The organism is Corynebacterium tuberculostearicum (assembly GCF_013408445.1).
Taxonomy (GTDB): domain Bacteria; phylum Actinomycetota; class Actinomycetes; order Mycobacteriales; family Mycobacteriaceae; genus Corynebacterium; species Corynebacterium tuberculostearicum.
In genome coordinates this window covers 410,256-424,171 of the sequence record NZ_JACBZL010000001.1, presented here as the reverse complement: position 1 = coordinate 424,171, position 13,916 = coordinate 410,256, and the positions used below count along the sequence as shown (strand labels likewise).

The 13,916-nt window shown below is 59.2% G+C and carries 15 protein-coding genes; 5 read left to right on the top strand and 10 right to left on the bottom strand.

Going from position 1 to position 13,916, the window contains the following annotated elements; translation table 11 throughout:
• The first annotated feature begins 102 nt into the window (after positions 1-102).
• Genes BJ985_RS02015 through BJ985_RS02000 form a run of 4 tightly spaced genes read left to right on the top strand, consistent with a single transcriptional unit; the run spans position 103 to position 3,536 of the window.
• Positions 103-939, top strand: a complete 837-nt coding sequence (locus tag BJ985_RS02015) for a DUF368 domain-containing protein (protein ID WP_179386439.1) — start codon at positions 103-105, stop codon at positions 937-939.
• The gene (locus BJ985_RS02010; protein WP_179386438.1) at positions 939-1,826 is read left to right on the top strand and encodes an ABC transporter substrate-binding protein; all 888 of its coding nucleotides are present in this window, start codon (positions 939-941) and stop codon (positions 1,824-1,826) included. The genes BJ985_RS02015 and BJ985_RS02010 overlap by 1 nt, the downstream gene beginning before the upstream one ends.
• Positions 1,819-2,772, top strand: coding sequence for an amino acid ABC transporter permease (locus BJ985_RS02005; RefSeq protein ID WP_005323288.1), 954 nt, complete (start codon positions 1,819-1,821; stop codon positions 2,770-2,772). Before BJ985_RS02010 ends, BJ985_RS02005 begins: the two co-directional genes overlap by 8 nt.
• Positions 2,772-3,536 carry an amino acid ABC transporter ATP-binding protein gene (locus BJ985_RS02000; protein ID WP_005323289.1) on the top strand — a complete coding sequence of 255 codons (765 nt, stop codon included), beginning with the start codon at positions 2,772-2,774 and terminating at the stop codon, positions 3,534-3,536. Before BJ985_RS02005 ends, BJ985_RS02000 begins: the two co-directional genes overlap by 1 nt.
• An 83-nt stretch (positions 3,537-3,619) precedes the next feature.
• Here BJ985_RS02000 and BJ985_RS01995 read toward each other — a convergent pair whose 3' ends face one another.
• From BJ985_RS01995 to BJ985_RS01960, 8 genes are read right to left on the bottom strand one after another with little or no spacing between them, the layout of a single operon-like run.
• Positions 3,620-4,363: a sulfite exporter TauE/SafE family protein gene (locus BJ985_RS01995; RefSeq protein ID WP_179386437.1), complete on the bottom strand. Its 744-nt coding sequence runs from the start codon at positions 4,361-4,363 to the stop codon at positions 3,620-3,622.
• Complete coding sequence (coaD, locus tag BJ985_RS01990) at positions 4,360-4,833, bottom strand: pantetheine-phosphate adenylyltransferase (protein WP_005323291.1); 474 nt, start codon at positions 4,831-4,833, stop codon at positions 4,360-4,362. Before coaD ends, BJ985_RS01995 begins: the two co-directional genes overlap by 4 nt.
• A gap of 26 nt (positions 4,834-4,859) precedes the next feature.
• Positions 4,860-5,441 (bottom strand): 16S rRNA (guanine(966)-N(2))-methyltransferase RsmD, encoded by a 582-nt coding sequence (gene rsmD, locus BJ985_RS01985; protein ID WP_005327807.1) that lies wholly within the window; start codon positions 5,439-5,441, stop codon positions 4,860-4,862.
• Positions 5,442-5,654: a biotin/lipoyl-containing protein gene (locus BJ985_RS01980; RefSeq protein ID WP_005327804.1), complete on the bottom strand. Its 213-nt coding sequence runs from the start codon at positions 5,652-5,654 to the stop codon at positions 5,442-5,444.
• 19 nt (positions 5,655-5,673) lie between these two features.
• Complete coding sequence (locus BJ985_RS01975) at positions 5,674-7,806, bottom strand: ATP-dependent DNA helicase RecG (RefSeq protein ID WP_005327801.1); 2,133 nt, start codon at positions 7,804-7,806, stop codon at positions 5,674-5,676.
• A gap of 2 nt (positions 7,807-7,808) precedes the next feature.
• A complete protein-coding gene (locus BJ985_RS01970; RefSeq protein ID WP_179386436.1) occupies positions 7,809-9,152 on the bottom strand; it encodes a DAK2 domain-containing protein in 1,344 nt (447 codons plus the stop codon).
• A 10-nt stretch (positions 9,153-9,162) separates the two neighbouring features.
• Positions 9,163-9,801, bottom strand: a complete 639-nt coding sequence (locus tag BJ985_RS01965; protein WP_179386435.1) for a uracil-DNA glycosylase — start codon at positions 9,799-9,801, stop codon at positions 9,163-9,165.
• Positions 9,802-9,803: 2 nt separating this feature from the next.
• Entirely contained in the window at positions 9,804-10,841 is a 1,038-nt protein-coding gene (locus BJ985_RS01960; RefSeq protein WP_179386434.1) for a thiamine-phosphate kinase, read from the bottom strand.
• Between BJ985_RS01960 and BJ985_RS01955 the strand changes: the two genes are divergently transcribed.
• The gene (locus BJ985_RS01955; RefSeq protein WP_236587083.1) at positions 10,789-11,688 is read left to right on the top strand and encodes a DUF3515 domain-containing protein; all 900 of its coding nucleotides are present in this window, start codon (positions 10,789-10,791) and stop codon (positions 11,686-11,688) included. The two genes, BJ985_RS01960 and BJ985_RS01955, sit on opposite strands and share 53 nt — an antisense overlap.
• Before the next feature lie 13 nt (positions 11,689-11,701).
• Here the strand turns inward: BJ985_RS01955 and BJ985_RS01950 are convergent, their stop codons facing one another.
• Positions 11,702-12,763 carry a D-alanine--D-alanine ligase family protein gene (locus BJ985_RS01950; protein WP_179386433.1) on the bottom strand — a complete coding sequence of 354 codons (1,062 nt, stop codon included), beginning with the start codon at positions 12,761-12,763 and terminating at the stop codon, positions 11,702-11,704.
• 22 nt (positions 12,764-12,785) lie between these two features.
• Positions 12,786-13,784 carry an NAD(P)H-dependent glycerol-3-phosphate dehydrogenase gene (locus tag BJ985_RS01945; protein ID WP_179386432.1) on the bottom strand — a complete coding sequence of 333 codons (999 nt, stop codon included), beginning with the start codon at positions 13,782-13,784 and terminating at the stop codon, positions 12,786-12,788.
• Positions 13,785-13,916 lie beyond the last annotated feature (132 nt).

Genomic DNA, 13,916 nt, shown 5'->3' with positions numbered 1-13,916 from the left:
CTTCACTGTGGTTCGCCTAGCCTCCCTCTTCGGCACTTTTCTGCCGCCTTGCTAGGCCAGTCGCCCTCCGCACCAGTCCCCTCCCAGGTAAATTTTTATTTTATGCAGTACATTTTGAACGCTATCCGCGGTGCCCTCATCGGCATGGCCGAGCTCGTACCCGGCATCTCCGGTGGCACCGTGGCGCTCATCGTGGGCATTTATGAACGCGCAGTCCACAACGCCAACGATCTCATCTCCGGCCGCTTCAAGAAGGTCGAATGGAGCTTCCTCCTCTCCGTAGCTATCGGTATGTTCATCGCCGTCTTCGGGATGTCCACCGTGCTTTCTAACTTCGTGGAAAATCACGTATCGGCTTCCGGAGCGCTCTTTTTGGGCATGGTGGCTGTGTCCATTTTTGTACCGCTATCCATGCTCTCCAAGCAGGAACGGCTGCGCCCCTCGTCCATCATCGCGTTCGTCGTTGCCACGATTGCGATCTTCTTTATCACCGGATTCACCTCCGAACCGCACGAGAACCCCAGCCTCATCGTGGTCTTCTTCGCCGCCGCCATCGCGGTATGCGCACTCATCCTGCCAGGCATTTCCGGCTCGCTCATCCTGCTGACCATGGGCCTCTACCAGCCCATCATTGGCGCGGTTTCAGATCGTGACCTAGGCACTATCGCCGTCTTCGCGCTGGGTGCCCTGTGTGGCCTCGCGGCATTCATCAAGGCATTAAATTTCCTGCTGGATCACCACCGCGCCCCCACGCTGATGGCCATGGCAGGTTTCATGCTCGGTTCTCTGCGCGCCCTATGGCCGTGGGGAGCTGACCAGGATGCCTCTAGCGGCATCATCATCGGCATGTTCATCCTCGGTGCACTCATCGTCTCCGCGTTCATCTTCGCAGATATGAAGAAAGCCCGCGCTATAGATGAAAGGACGGCGCAAGAGTAATGCCGCGTTCGTTTTCTCGCCGCACAATTCTCGCCGCGGTCCTCGTCCCCACGTTGAGCCTGGGCGCCTGCGTCACCAACGAGGAAGATTCCACTCCGGACGGCTGGGAAGAACCCCATTCCGCAATGGTGCCGGAAATTGCCGCCATGTATGACGACAACGATGGCGTCCTCACTGCCGGAACTAACCCACCCTATGCCCCATTTCAGCTTAAGGATTCCCACGGGGCGCTCCAGGGCGTTGAACTCGATCTTGCGCACGCCGTTGCCGGCGTCTTGGGACTCGATTTCCAGCCCGTGGAACAGGACTTCTCCATGATCCTGCCGGCCGTGCAATCGGGCCAGATTGATATGGGCGCATCCGGGTTCACGGATAACCCCGAACGCCGCAATGAATTCGACTTTGTAGATCACCTCTACGCCGGCATCCAGTGGGCCGAACGAGTAGACGGACCTAAAAAGGTTGACCCGGATAATCCTTGCGGCTTGACCGTTGCGGTGCAGCGCACCACGGTATCTGAAACCGACGATGTGCGGCCCAAGAAGGATGCGTGCAACGGCGATCTCACAGTCTTGTCTTATGACACCGGTGACAACGCCGCGCTGGCGGTACTTATGGGACGCGCAGATGCCCTGTCCGCAGACTCCCCAGTAACGGCGTGGGCGGTCAATCGCTCCGAAGGAAAGATGCGGCAGGTAGGCGATATGTTCCAAGCATCGCCCTATGGCTTTGCCGTACCCAAGGATTCCGATTTGGGCAAGGCCTCAGCTGCGGCACTGCAACACCTCATCGAAACCGGTGAGTATGCAGAAATTTTGTCCCGTTGGGGCATCGAGGATGGCTTAATAGACCAGGCAATGATTAATGAAAGGCCGATCAATGGTTAATGAAAATGCGGCGACGCCAGCTACGGCAGAGCCTAAGGAAAAGCCCGCCAAGATCGAGGCGCGACCTCTACGCCACCCGTGGCGCTGGGTATTCGCCGGCCTGCTTATCGTGCTCGCCGTGTGGTTCATCATCGCCTCCGCCCGCAACGAGGCTTTTGGCTGGGACACCTACTTCCAGTATCTCTTTGATAAGCGCATTGCGCTTGCCTCCCTGCACACCATTGCCATCACCATTTTGTCAATGATCATCGGCGTTGTGGGTGGTGCCATACTTGCGGTTATGCGCATGTCCCCCAACCCGGTGCTGCGCAGCGTCTCCTGGATATTCCTCTGGGTCTTCCGCGGCACGCCGATCTATGTGCAACTGGTGTTCTGGGGCTTACTCTCCGCCATCTACCAATCCATCAACTTGGGCTTTACCGAGGTATCTTTGCAGACGATCCTCACCAACGCTTTCTTCCTTGCGGTGATGGGCCTGGGGCTTAATGAAGCCGCCTATATGGCCGAGATTGTGCGCTCCGGTATCACCTCCGTTCCCGAGGGGCAGAAGGAAGCTTCCAAGGCGCTCGGCATGTCCTGGTGGATGACCATGCGTCGCACCGTCCTTCCGCAGGCCATGCGCATTATCATTCCGCCCACAGGCAATGAGTTCATTTCCTTGCTCAAGACCTCTTCCCTCGTGGTGGCCATTCCTTATACCGAGGAAATCTTCGGCCGTTCCACGGATATTTCCGCCGCCCTCTTCCAGCCCATCCCGCTGCTACTGGTCGCAGCGTCCTGGTACCTCGTGGTTACTTCCCTGCTGATGGTGGGTCAGTACTTCCTGGAGCGCCGCTTTGAGCGCGGTGCCACCCGCGAACTCACCGGCCGCCAACTTGCTGCGCTGGCAGACGCTGAAGGAACCATCCCCCGCAACGTATCCGTGATTTCGGAGGCTAAAAACTAATGGCTACTCCCATGATTTCCGCCCAGAACGTCCATAAGTCCTTCGGACAGCTCGAGGTCCTCAAAGGCATTGACCTTGAGGTCCAGCCCGGCGAAGTGGCCTGCCTACTAGGCCCCTCGGGCTCCGGCAAGTCCACTTTCCTGCGCTGCGTCAACCACCTTGATAAGGCGACGGCCGGCCGACTCTACGTCGACGGCGAGCTGATTGGCTACCGCGAAAAGAACGGCACCCTGTATGAGATCAGCGAAAAGGAAGCCGCAGAACAGCGCTCCGATATCGGAATGGTCTTTCAGTCTTTCAACCTTTTCCCCCACCGCACGGTGATTGAAAACATCATCGAGGCACCGGTGCAGGTGAAAAAGATTCCGGAAGAGACCGCCCGCGCCCGCGCTATGGAGCTGTTGGAGGACGTTGGCTTGGCCTCCAAGGCCAATAACTACCCGGTGCAGCTCTCTGGCGGACAGCAACAGCGCGTTGCCATCGCTCGTGCGGTGGCTATGGATCCTAAGCTTATGCTTTTCGACGAACCTACGTCCGCCCTCGACCCCGAGCTCGTCGGCGAAGTGCTGCGCGTTATGAAGGACCTCGCAGCTGAAGGCATGACCATGCTCGTCGTCACCCACGAGATGGGTTTTGCGCGCGAGGTAGCCGATAAGGTCTTCTTCATGGACGGCGGCGTGGTCATCGAGTCCGGCAGCCCAGCTGAGGTTTTGGATAACCCGCAACAACCACGCACCAAGGACTTTTTGGCTTCGTTGCTATAGCCCCCACTACACTCCGCAGAGTGCCTTCAGCCCGCCGCCTCTTCAGCAAAGAGGACCGGCGGGCTTTGTCGTGGCTCACGCGCCTACGAAAGCGTCAAAATACCCCGAATCAGTGCGCTGGCCGCGCCCAACCCGGCAACGCTTAATGAGAGCACGCGGGCCTTTTCTCGTGGAACACGCCGAGCAATCCGGGTGCCGGCCCAAATGCCGACGAACATACCTAATACTCCGGCGGGCCACATCACCCAAGGCAGGCCATCAAAATGCGCCGCACCAGTAAGCGTCTTGGTCATCACGGAAAAGAATCCGCCTACGACAAAAATCGGCTGCAGCGTAGCTGCGTAGACATGTTGAGGCCACTTTGCCGCCTGGGCGTAGACGGTAATAACCGGGCCGGCCACGCCGGCCAAGGTGTTGGTAAAGCCGCCGAGAATACCGGCGGAGATGGCAGGGCCTTTGCCCTCCATCGGCGGGACAAACTTCTTTCCAAATGTCACTACGGCCAATGCGGCCAGAAGCGCAGCGCCCACTACGATCATGAGCCCTGCCGTGTCCATACGCCTAATGAGCAACGCCGCGGCCAAGGAACCAATCACCATAACTGGAGCTATAAGTCCGAACTTCTTCCAGCTCACATTCTCACGCACGGAATAGGTGGTCAGAATCGCATTTATGCAGGCCAGAACGTTAATGACGAGGATTCCTTCGACCGGCCCCATAATGAGCATGAGGATGGGACCGCCGATGAGACCGAGCCCCATTCCGGATACCCGCTGCAGTGTCGAACCAACGACAACGACGAGGAAAATAACCAGTGCGAGGCTCACTGCCGGTATTTCTCCTTTACCGCACGGCCTACGGATTCGGGGAACATACCCGTTACGTCACCGCCAAACTTTGCTACCTGCTTACACAACGAGGAACTGATATAGCCGTACTTCTCGTCCGTGAGTAGGAAGACAGTATCGATTCCCGAAAGGCGCCGGTTCATCTGCGCCATGGGCAGCTCATATTCATAATCCAGAGAGCTACGCAGTCCCTTCACTAGGACGTCTGCCCCATGCTCCGTGGTGTAGTCCACCAACAGCCCGGAGCAATAATCCACCTTGATGGAAGAATCCACGCTCTGGCGGATAAGTTCCATGCGTTCCTCCACGCTAAAGAGCCCTGAGGGCTTGTCGGGATTACCGGTTACCAACACGGTGACCTCATCAAACATCTGGTTAGCGCGATTGATGATATCGACGTGACCTAAGGTGACGGGGTCGAAGGATCCAGGGCAGACGGCCTTAGTCATGCTACTTTCGCTTTCTTTTCAGGGGTTTAGTCTTCGGCGTCCTCGCTGCCGGGACGGGTATAAACCGCCATATCCATACGTGCGATGCCAAAGGTGCGCTTCTTCAGCTTCTGGCCGGTGGGCTCAAAACCAGCAGGCCACACCGTATCCGCGGAATCGACGTGGCGCTCAATTACTACCATTGCGTGATCAGTAAGCACCGGTTCGATGGCAGCAATGAGTGCATCCACCTCATCAAAAGCATAGGGCGGGTCCGCAAGCACCAGGTCAAAGTGTTTGCGCGGGGCACTAGCCAGGTAGGTGCCTACCTTCATCTCTTGCACGCGCACGCCGGGATGCTTGACGACGCCCATGTTGTGCCGGATGATTTTCACTGCATCGGCCGAAGATTCCACCAGTACTGCTTCCTCTGCCCCTCGGCTCGCCGCCTCTAGGCCCAGGGCACCAGAGCCAGCAAAAAGATCGAGCACCGAAGATCCAGCAAAGCCCCACCGTGCAGTGAGGGACGAAAACAGCCCTTCGCGGGCGCGGTCTGCGGTAGGCCGAGTTCCTTCTGCAGGCACTTTAATGGTGCGTCCGCGGGCTTCGCCGGCAATAATGCGCGTCATTTATGCTTCTCCAATCTCCATCAAAAGGTCTCCGCCCACCACGTCACTAAAGTCAGAGACCACAATACGGTGGACCTTTCCTGGTCCCGGGCTTTCTACGGGAGCCTCGAGCTTCGTGGCTTCAACGGTCGCAAGCGGTACTCCGGTATCAACAGTGTCTCCCACATTCACATGGCAGCGGACGATGCCCGCGAAGGGGGCGTAAATTTTCATGCTTCTAGGTTAACCCGTCTTAGTTCTTCTCCAAGTATTCCTGTTCGCTTTCGCTCAAATTGCGCGTGAGTTCCTCAGCCAGCTCGGGATTGCGCAACACCATGGCGCGCGCATCCGTGTGGGTGCGCTCCACAATGTCTTGGTCATCCGCCAAGTTCAGTAGCCGCAAGGTGCGGTGCGTTCCGGACTGCATGGTGCCCAAGATGTCGCCCTCTTGGCGCTGGCGCAAATCAAGCTCGGCCAGTTCAAAACCCGAGGACGTTTGGGCGATCTGAGTGATACGACGGAAGGACGGAGTGTTATCGGCTGCCGTCGTGTGCAAAAGGCAGACGGAGGCATTGCCGCCTCGTCCCACACGCCCACGCAACTGGTGCAACTGGGAAACGCCGAAATGCTCGGACTCGCGGATGAGCATCACCGTGGCATTGGGAACATCCACGCCCACCTCAATGACCGTGGTAGAGACCAGGATATCGATCTCTCCCCTGGCAAATGACGTCATTACCTCGTCTTTATTGGGCATCTTCCCATGCAAAATGGCGATCCGTAGTCCCTTGAAGGGACCGTTTTCTAACTGCTGTGCAAGCTCTAGAACTCCGCCTTTGCCTTCAATGCGCGGGCAAACGATATAGGCCTGATGGCCGTGGGCAACCTCCTCGCGTATCCGCTCGAGTGCGCGCAGCACCCAGGTCGGCCGCCACTCGGCCACCACTGCTGACTGAATAGGTTTGCGACCACCGGGCAGCTCGGTCAGCGTTGATACGGCGAGGTCGCCAAAGACGGTCATCGCAATGGTGCGCGGAATCGGCGTTGCTGTCATCACCAGCACGTGGGGGCTAAGTCCCTCACGCGCCTTTAACCGCAGGCTATCGCGCTGCTCTACACCAAACCGGTGTTGCTCATCCACGACGACCAATCCCAGGTTAAAGAACTCCACGCTGTCTTGGATAATCGCATGGGTTCCAATGACGATGTCCGCGTCACCGGAGACAATATCCAATAATGCCTGCCGCTTGTCCGCCGTACGCATGGAGCCGGTCAGGAGTACCACCTTGACCCCTTCGGGAACCGAGGTCCCGATGGAGGCAGCGTGTTGGGAGGCGAGCACTTCCGTAGGCGCCAACAGCGCGGCCTGCGTTCCTGCGTCAACAGCCTGCAGCATAGCGCAGGTAGCCACCATGGTTTTGCCAGAGCCAACCTCACCTTGCAGCAAGCGCATCATGGGCAGCGGACGAGCCAGATCGTCTTCAATCTCGCTGATGACGCGCCGCTGCCCTTCAGTCAGATCAAAGGGCAGATGGCTCACCAATTCTTCGCGATAGCCGCCTAAGGTAGCTGGCATGGTAGAAGCGGTGCGGGCTTCGGCATCTCGCTGGCGTAATGCCATCACCAAACCAATAGACAAAGCCTCGTTGTACTTCAGCCGCTGAATCGCACGGTACGGGCCTGCCTCCCCCGGCTCATGGATTTCCCGCACTGCCTTATCGAGGCTGATGATCATCTGATAATCCAGCGGTTCCTCAATCGGCGGGGTCTTAGATAAGACGTAGTGGATAGCGCCCATGATGTACCACGAGGTCACCTTGGACGTGGCCGGGTACACCGGTATCCATTCACGTTCCAAGAGGAGCTGGTCGAGCCTGCCAAACTGCGACAGGTTCCGCAGCGAGCCGGTGGCCTTTGGGCGGTGCTTCTTGCCGGATTCGGCCGCTGGCTGGCGGTAATCATCCAGTTCGCCATCGGGGCGGCCGAACGCATCGATCTCTACGAAGTCCGGCTGCTGTAATTGAGGTTGGTTGCGGAAGAATTTGAGCTTGCCGCTCATCATGACGCGCTGTCCGCGGTGCAACATCCGCATCACGTAATTGGCATTGAAAAAAGTCGCAATGATGCTGCCATCGAGCTGCACATTGATGATGGTGGTCTTGCCCGAGTCGTGGCGGGTGAATCCGGTAATAGTTCCGGTAACCGTGACGATATCGCCCTCCGCAGCATCTCCTAGTCCGACGTCCTTGTTGTGGCGGATATAGTCTCGCGGATAGTGAGCTAAGAGCTCGCCGCAGGTCTCATACCCCAGTGCTTTGGTAATCTTCGCGGCGTCTTTCGCCGCAAGCACCTCTGTCAAAGGGCGATTGTCCTGCCAGCCGAGCATTGCTATTCCACTCCGATTTCGGTTGCGATATCCGGTACTTTCAGTGCCATAACGTCCACGCGAAGCTGTTGAGCTAGGTCCTCCTGGTCTAGGTCAAGGGCGCTTAAGACTGTGACCTGCTCACCGCCTTCTGCTAAGAGATCGCGGCAAGTGGCAATGATTGATTGCGGGGTTTCCTGGCTCGGGTAAGCCACCCGCATGGACTTGGCAGCATCACGCATGGCAGCAACGACGGCACCAGTATCTGGGTTATCCGGTTCATAGACGGAGATCGCGGCTAAGGCTGCAGCCAGAGATTGCGCGGGCACTACTCGCCCAGCAGCGGTCTGCGAACTCACGCCGGTAGCAAGAACGATGTCCTCGTCTTTAGCCGCAATGGGATCATCCGGAGACACAACGCTAACCCCCGCAGATGCCAGAAGATCGCTGATGGGCCCGGCTGGTGCAGCGGCAAACACTCTACGAGAAATCGGCTCTTCGGAGGCAGGTTCGGTGTGAGGAGGCAACACCTCCAGGTGGAGGTTGGTTACCTTTCCTGTACCAAAGGCGGTTTCAATGACTTTGCCTGCCTGCCGGGAGTGGATATGTACATTAGCGCTGTCCTCGGTGGCCCGAGCGATAACGAGGCTGTCTCCCAACGGTTCGATTGCTGCCTGGAGCGTGTCTATATCTCCCGCAAAGAAAAAGACAACTTCCAGTTCAGTTTCCGGCTCCGGTTCAGGCAGGCCTGTGTGTCCGGCCGAGCCTTCAATTTCTGCGAGGAGAGACTCTAAAAGGATGACGAGGCCGGCGCCGCCAGCATCCACCACTCCTGCCTCGCGCAGGGCTGGTAATTGCGAAGGAGTGCGCTCGAGGGCCATTCGCGCGGCAGTGATTGCGGCGCTGACAATACTGTGCAAGGTTGCGCCTGACTGCGCTTGAGCGTCGTCGGCAGCCTCGGCTGCTGCCTTCAAAACCGTAATAACTGTTCCTTCCACCGGCTCGGCGATAGCCCGGTCCACCAGCTCCACGGCCTGCTTGAGGGAACGGACAAAGACGACACCGTCGATAACTGAGTCCACCGTTGACTCGGCCACGCCGCGCAGAACCTGCGACAACACCATTCCCGAGTTTCCGCGGGCACCACGCACCGCCCCGAGCGCGAGTGAATCGGCGACATCGCCACCGTTGTCGAGCTCCGCAACCGCTGCCTCCATGGTGTGCGCCATATTCGAGCCCGTATCGGAATCCGGTACAGGAAAAACATTGAGCGCGTTGATCTCATCGCGGCGATGGGCTAGTTCCCCCACGGCGCGGGTGGCCCAATTGCGCATTCCGTGGGAATCCAGCGTGCTGGGGTAGGACATGCGCAATAGTTTACAAGCGCCAGTCTATTTCCTGTGCGCCTTGGTCCCGCAAAAGGGCGTTTGCCCGGGAAAAGGGCTTCGAGCCAAAGAAACCGCGGCTGGCAGAAAGCGGTGAGGGGTGTGGGGACTTGATACAGGGGACGTCGGGAAGAAAGCGCTCACACGCCTGCGCATCCCGGCCCCAGAGAATCGCGACCATGGGGCTGCGGTTGAGCGCGCGAATGGCAGCCTCGGTGATCTCTTCCCAACCGATGCGGCGGTGCGAACCGGCTTGGCCTGGGGCTACGGTAAGCACCCTATTAAGCAGCAGCACTCCCTGGTCCGCCCAGGCGCTCAGGTCCCCGTCTTCCCGGCCGTCGATACCCAGATCATCGTGCAGCTCGCGGTAAATATTGACCAAGGAACGCGGCGGTTTCACACCCGGGCGAGTGGAGAAGGCCATGCCCATGGCGTGTCCTGGGGTGGGATAAGGGTCTTGGCCCACAATGAGCACGCGGACCTCATCCAGCGGCATCTGTAACGCGCGGCAGACGTCCTCAGCCGGGGGCAAATAGTCCTGCCCCTCAAGAGCATGGGAGATCTGTGGCCATTGCTTTTCAACTACCGGCGCCAGTACCGGCTCCCAGGAAGGGTGGTAAGTGGGGTGCATGGTTAAAAGCTCAGCCAGCCTTTCTGATAGCTCGGTGTCGTGCCTCCCAGCGTAACCCCGCAGCCGCGGGTTACGGTGCCAATCTTTCGGAATCCGGAGGGGGCTTCCTTTGCCGTCGTGCCAATGAGGGTGTGGTCTTCGCCGCCGCTGAGTACCCATTCCCACGGGTCGCAGTCGAGTAAATCCGCGGCTTGGCACAGCAATTCCTCTGGTTGCAAGGCCTGTGGATCCAAGTCCATGTGCACGCAAGAGTGCTCGGCCATCGTCGTGCAGTCTTGAATCAAACCGTCTGAGTTATCAGTCATGGCGGTGACCCCGGCGGCGCGGGCAATGACGCCGCGGCCGGGGTTGAGCCAGGGGGCACAGTGGGCGTCGATAAGCGGCTGCAGGTGCTCATGCCCTGCAGGCAGGTTCCGGCCGAAGCGCTCCAACAAGGCCAGCCCGGCGGCCGAGTGGCCGATCTTGCCGTGCGCTACCACCTGCTGACCTGCCCGCGCCCCGTCCAAGGTCAAGGCGGGAAGGCTGCCGCCCAGGAAGCCTACGGCCGTGATATTAATGACCAAAAGATCGGACTTCGTAAGGTCGCCGCCTACCAACTCGGCGTTATAGAAAGAGCTATGCTCCGCAATTCCCTCAGCAATGCCGCGCACGAAGGGCACCGGGGTATCGCCTGGTGCGGCGATTGCAAGGAGGACGGCAACCGGGCGGGCACCCATAGCTTCCACATCGGCAAAATTGCGCAAGATGGCCTTCTTGCCAATCTCGCGCGGGGTAGACCACTCGCGCAGGAAATGACGCCCCTCCACCATCAAATCGGTGGCCGCCACGGTGCGGGAATTCGGCGGCGCACTAGGCAGCACCGCGGCATCGTCTCCATTGAGCCTACTCGAGGCCACGGAGGTAATTTCCCGGATGGCGGCGCGTTCTCCCACATCTGCGAGGGTCTGAGTTAAGTTCACCAGCTTCCTTTCGATACTATGAGCCCTTATGACATCCCAATTTAACCGCACCGCGATCTTCATTTCACTTGGGTTGTCCATAGTGATGGTTCTGGCGGTCCTTTTCGGCGCAAAATACGTATTCAATAACGTCGCCAAAGCACCCGTGGCGGTCTCCCCCGTGGAGTCAAAGGAGGCAGACTCGCACGCCTGCCGCAGCTTTATCGACGCCCTGCCGGACAAGGTGATGGATAAACCGCGGGCAGACATTGCCGAGCCCGTACCTTCCGGTGTCGCGGCTTGGGCCGCTACCTCAGACGATAAGGTCACCGTGCGCTGTGGCGTGGATATGCCTTTCCAATACACCGAGTACTCCCAGACCCAGGACGTCGAGGGCGAACAGTGGTTCCAGGTGCGTGATGCCACCCCTGGCTCGAACCTCACCACTTGGTATGCGCCGCAGCGCTTCCCCGTTGTCGCGGTCACTGCCTCCACCGATGCAGAGCCGGGCGAGCTTAACGACGCCCTCTCTTCCCTCGAAGAAAAGCCAGCCACCGCGCACGAGGCGCCGCTCAAGGCGCTCAAGGCGGGCAATGACCAGATGTGCGCCGAGGTGGACAAGGCCCTGCCCGATTCGGTGGCTGAGGGTTACAACCGCCGCAAGGTAGAGGAAAAGAATACCTATGTGTGGAGCGCCGATGGCCGCGAAGACATCGTTGCACGATGCGGCGTAGCCAAGCCGGAGAACTACCGGGCGGGAGTCAAGCTCCAGCAGGTTAACGATATTCCGTGGTTCGAGGACACCACCTTGGCCCATGGCACGACCGCAGGCACGTGGTTTGCCCTCGGCCGCGAGGACTACCTTGCGCTACACGCCCCACAAGATGCCGCGCAGGCGGCACTGGTGGAAATCGGCGACGTTCTCGCAAAGCACACGACCGAAAAGTAGGCAGCGCTTAGGACTACTTGGCTAGGGCCTGCTCGATAAGCGCCTCAAGTAGTGCCGGGTATTCCACCCCGGAAGCCGCGAGCACCTGCGGGTACATGGAGATCGGGGTAAAGCCCGGCAGGGTATTGATCTCGTTGATGTACACGGAGTCCTCGGTGACGAAGAAGTCGACTCGGGACAGGCCCTCACAGTTAAGAGCCTCGAAGGCGCGGATTGCCATGCCTCGTAGTTTCTCGGTCAGCTCAGGTGCGAAAGGCGCAGGGATTTCGGCAGTGACCACATTGTCGAGGTACTTGGTGTCGAAGCCATAAAAGCCCTCATCGGAATCATCGATCCCGGCGAGCAGCGCCGGGACGGAGGCCAGCAAGGTGCCATCGGCATAGTGGAGCACGCCGATTTCTACCTCTTGGCCAACGATTTCCGGCTCCACCAGGATCTTTTCGTCATCCTCTAGCGCCAGGTCGACGGCTGTGGGGAATTCCTCCCAGGTAGTGACCTTGGATACGCCAATGGAGGATCCACCGCGTGCGGGTTTAACAAAGACGGGCAGGCCTAGTCGCTGCTTTTCGTCCTCGCTTAGCTCGGTGCGGCCTTTGAGGATGACCTCGGGCGCTACTGGCAGGTCTGCGGCCGCCAGCACCTTCTTGGTAAATTCCTTATCCATGCCCACCGAGGACGCCAAGACCCCTGGGCCTACATAGGGCAAGCCGGAAAGCTCAAAGAGGCCTTGGATAGTGCCGTCCTCACCGAAGGGGCCGTGCAGAATGGGAAATACCACGTCGACCTCTGCAAAGAGCGTGCCGTCGGTGACGTTGTGGAACTGTCCCCTGGCATTGGGATCAAGAGAAAGGGTCAGCTCCGCACCTGGGCTGACCTCCGGCATAACACCATCGACAATTTCTAAGCCCTCCGTGGTGCCGGGCGTCCACGTGCCCTCACGGGTAATGCCGATGGGCACGACCTCGAATTTCTCTGGGTCGAGGTGGTTCATGATCGCGCCTGCGGATACGCAGGATACGGAGTGCTCGGTGCTACGGCCGCCATAGATAACGGCCACGCGGGTCTTTTCAGTCATGCCCGCAGATTTTACCCTCGACCTACTCCGACTTCTTGGACCGACCCATCAAAGCGATGATCATATCTTCCACCGCCATGCCCTCGTAGCACACGCCATAAACCGCGTGCGTGATAGGCATCTCTACCCCGGCCTGCTGGGCGAGGCGATAGATGGAGTCACAGGAGTAGACGCCCTCCGCGACCTGGCCATTGGTGGCTGCCTTGGCCTCTTCAATCGTGCCGCCTTGGCCCAGGCGGTAGCCAAAGGTGCGGTTGCGCGACAATGTCGAGGTGCACGTTGCCACCAAGTCGCCCATGCCTGCGAGGCCGGAAAAAGTAAATGGATCCGCCCCCAGCTCCACTCCCAGGCGAGTAATTTCCGCCAGACCGCGGGTGATGATGGTGGCCATAGTGTTATTGCCCAGCCCCTTGCCGGAGGCGATACCACAGGCCAAGGCGATGACGTTTTTGCAGGCGCCGCCGATTTCCGCGCCTATAACATCGGTATTGGTGTAGGGCCGCAGGTACGGCGCGGCGACCGCTGCTTGCACGCGCTGAGCGCGGTCTTCATCGGAGCAGGCAATCACCGTGGCGGCCACTTGGCCGGCAGCAATCTCCTTGGCCAAGTTCGGGCCAGACAGTACCGCCACGCGGTCTGCTGGCACGCCGGCCGCATCCATAATGACCTCGCTCATGCGCTTGAGCGTGGCGGTCTCTACACCCTTAGAAATGGAGACCAAGGTGGCGTCTTCCGGCAAGTGCGGCGCCCACTTTTCCACGTTGGCGCGCAAGGTTTGGGAGGGAACGCCAAACACGACGACGTCGGCAAGCGCCAGCGCTTCCGCATCATTGTGGGTGGCCCTCACTGCGGCCGGCAGCCGGGTATCAGGCAAATAGTCCGGATTGGTGTGGGTCTCGTTGATGGCCTGCGCCAATTCCGCGCGGCGCGCCCACAGGCGAACGTCATTTCCGGCGTCCGCAAAGACCTTGGCCAAGGTAGTGCCCCAAGAACCAGCACCCATCACGGCAACATTAACCATGGTGTCTCCTCCAAACGTGCAAATCTATAGCCCCAACCTTAAAGCATGCCCGTCCCCCGTGGGGCGAGGATGCACAACGCGCCTCACCCGTGGGACAATGGGCGCTTAGACGTTGTTTTCAAACACCCAATT

Excerpts from the sequence above, each read along its gene's own strand:
- coaD (WP_005323291.1), bottom strand. The coding sequence starts at position 4,833 with ATGACTAAGGCCGTCTGCCCTGGATCCTTCGACCCCGTCACCTTAGGT.
- BJ985_RS01980 (WP_005327804.1), bottom strand. The coding sequence starts at position 5,654 with ATGAAAATTTACGCCCCCTTCGCGGGCATCGTCCGCTGCCATGTGAAT.
- BJ985_RS01945 (WP_179386432.1), bottom strand. The coding sequence starts at position 13,784 with ATGGTTAATGTTGCCGTGATGGGTGCTGGTTCTTGGGGCACTACCTTG.
- BJ985_RS02010 (WP_179386438.1), top strand. The coding sequence starts at position 939 with ATGCCGCGTTCGTTTTCTCGCCGCACAATTCTCGCCGCGGTCCTCGTC.
- BJ985_RS01950 (WP_179386433.1), bottom strand. The coding sequence starts at position 12,763 with ATGACTGAAAAGACCCGCGTGGCCGTTATCTATGGCGGCCGTAGCACC.
- BJ985_RS02015 (WP_179386439.1), top strand. The coding sequence starts at position 103 with ATGCAGTACATTTTGAACGCTATCCGCGGTGCCCTCATCGGCATGGCC.
- BJ985_RS01975 (WP_005327801.1), bottom strand. The coding sequence starts at position 7,806 with ATGCTCGGCTGGCAGGACAATCGCCCTTTGACAGAGGTGCTTGCGGCG.
- BJ985_RS01955 (WP_236587083.1), top strand. The coding sequence starts at position 10,789 with ATGACATCCCAATTTAACCGCACCGCGATCTTCATTTCACTTGGGTTG.
- BJ985_RS01970 (WP_179386436.1), bottom strand. The coding sequence starts at position 9,152 with ATGTCCTACCCCAGCACGCTGGATTCCCACGGAATGCGCAATTGGGCC.
- BJ985_RS02000 (WP_005323289.1), top strand. The coding sequence starts at position 2,772 with ATGGCTACTCCCATGATTTCCGCCCAGAACGTCCATAAGTCCTTCGGA.
- BJ985_RS01965 (WP_179386435.1), bottom strand. The coding sequence starts at position 9,801 with ATGCACCCCACTTACCACCCTTCCTGGGAGCCGGTACTGGCGCCGGTA.
- rsmD (WP_005327807.1), bottom strand. The coding sequence starts at position 5,441 with ATGACGCGCATTATTGCCGGCGAAGCCCGCGGACGCACCATTAAAGTG.
- BJ985_RS01960 (WP_179386434.1), bottom strand. The coding sequence starts at position 10,841 with ATGGACAACCCAAGTGAAATGAAGATCGCGGTGCGGTTAAATTGGGAT.
- BJ985_RS02005 (WP_005323288.1), top strand. The coding sequence starts at position 1,819 with ATGGTTAATGAAAATGCGGCGACGCCAGCTACGGCAGAGCCTAAGGAA.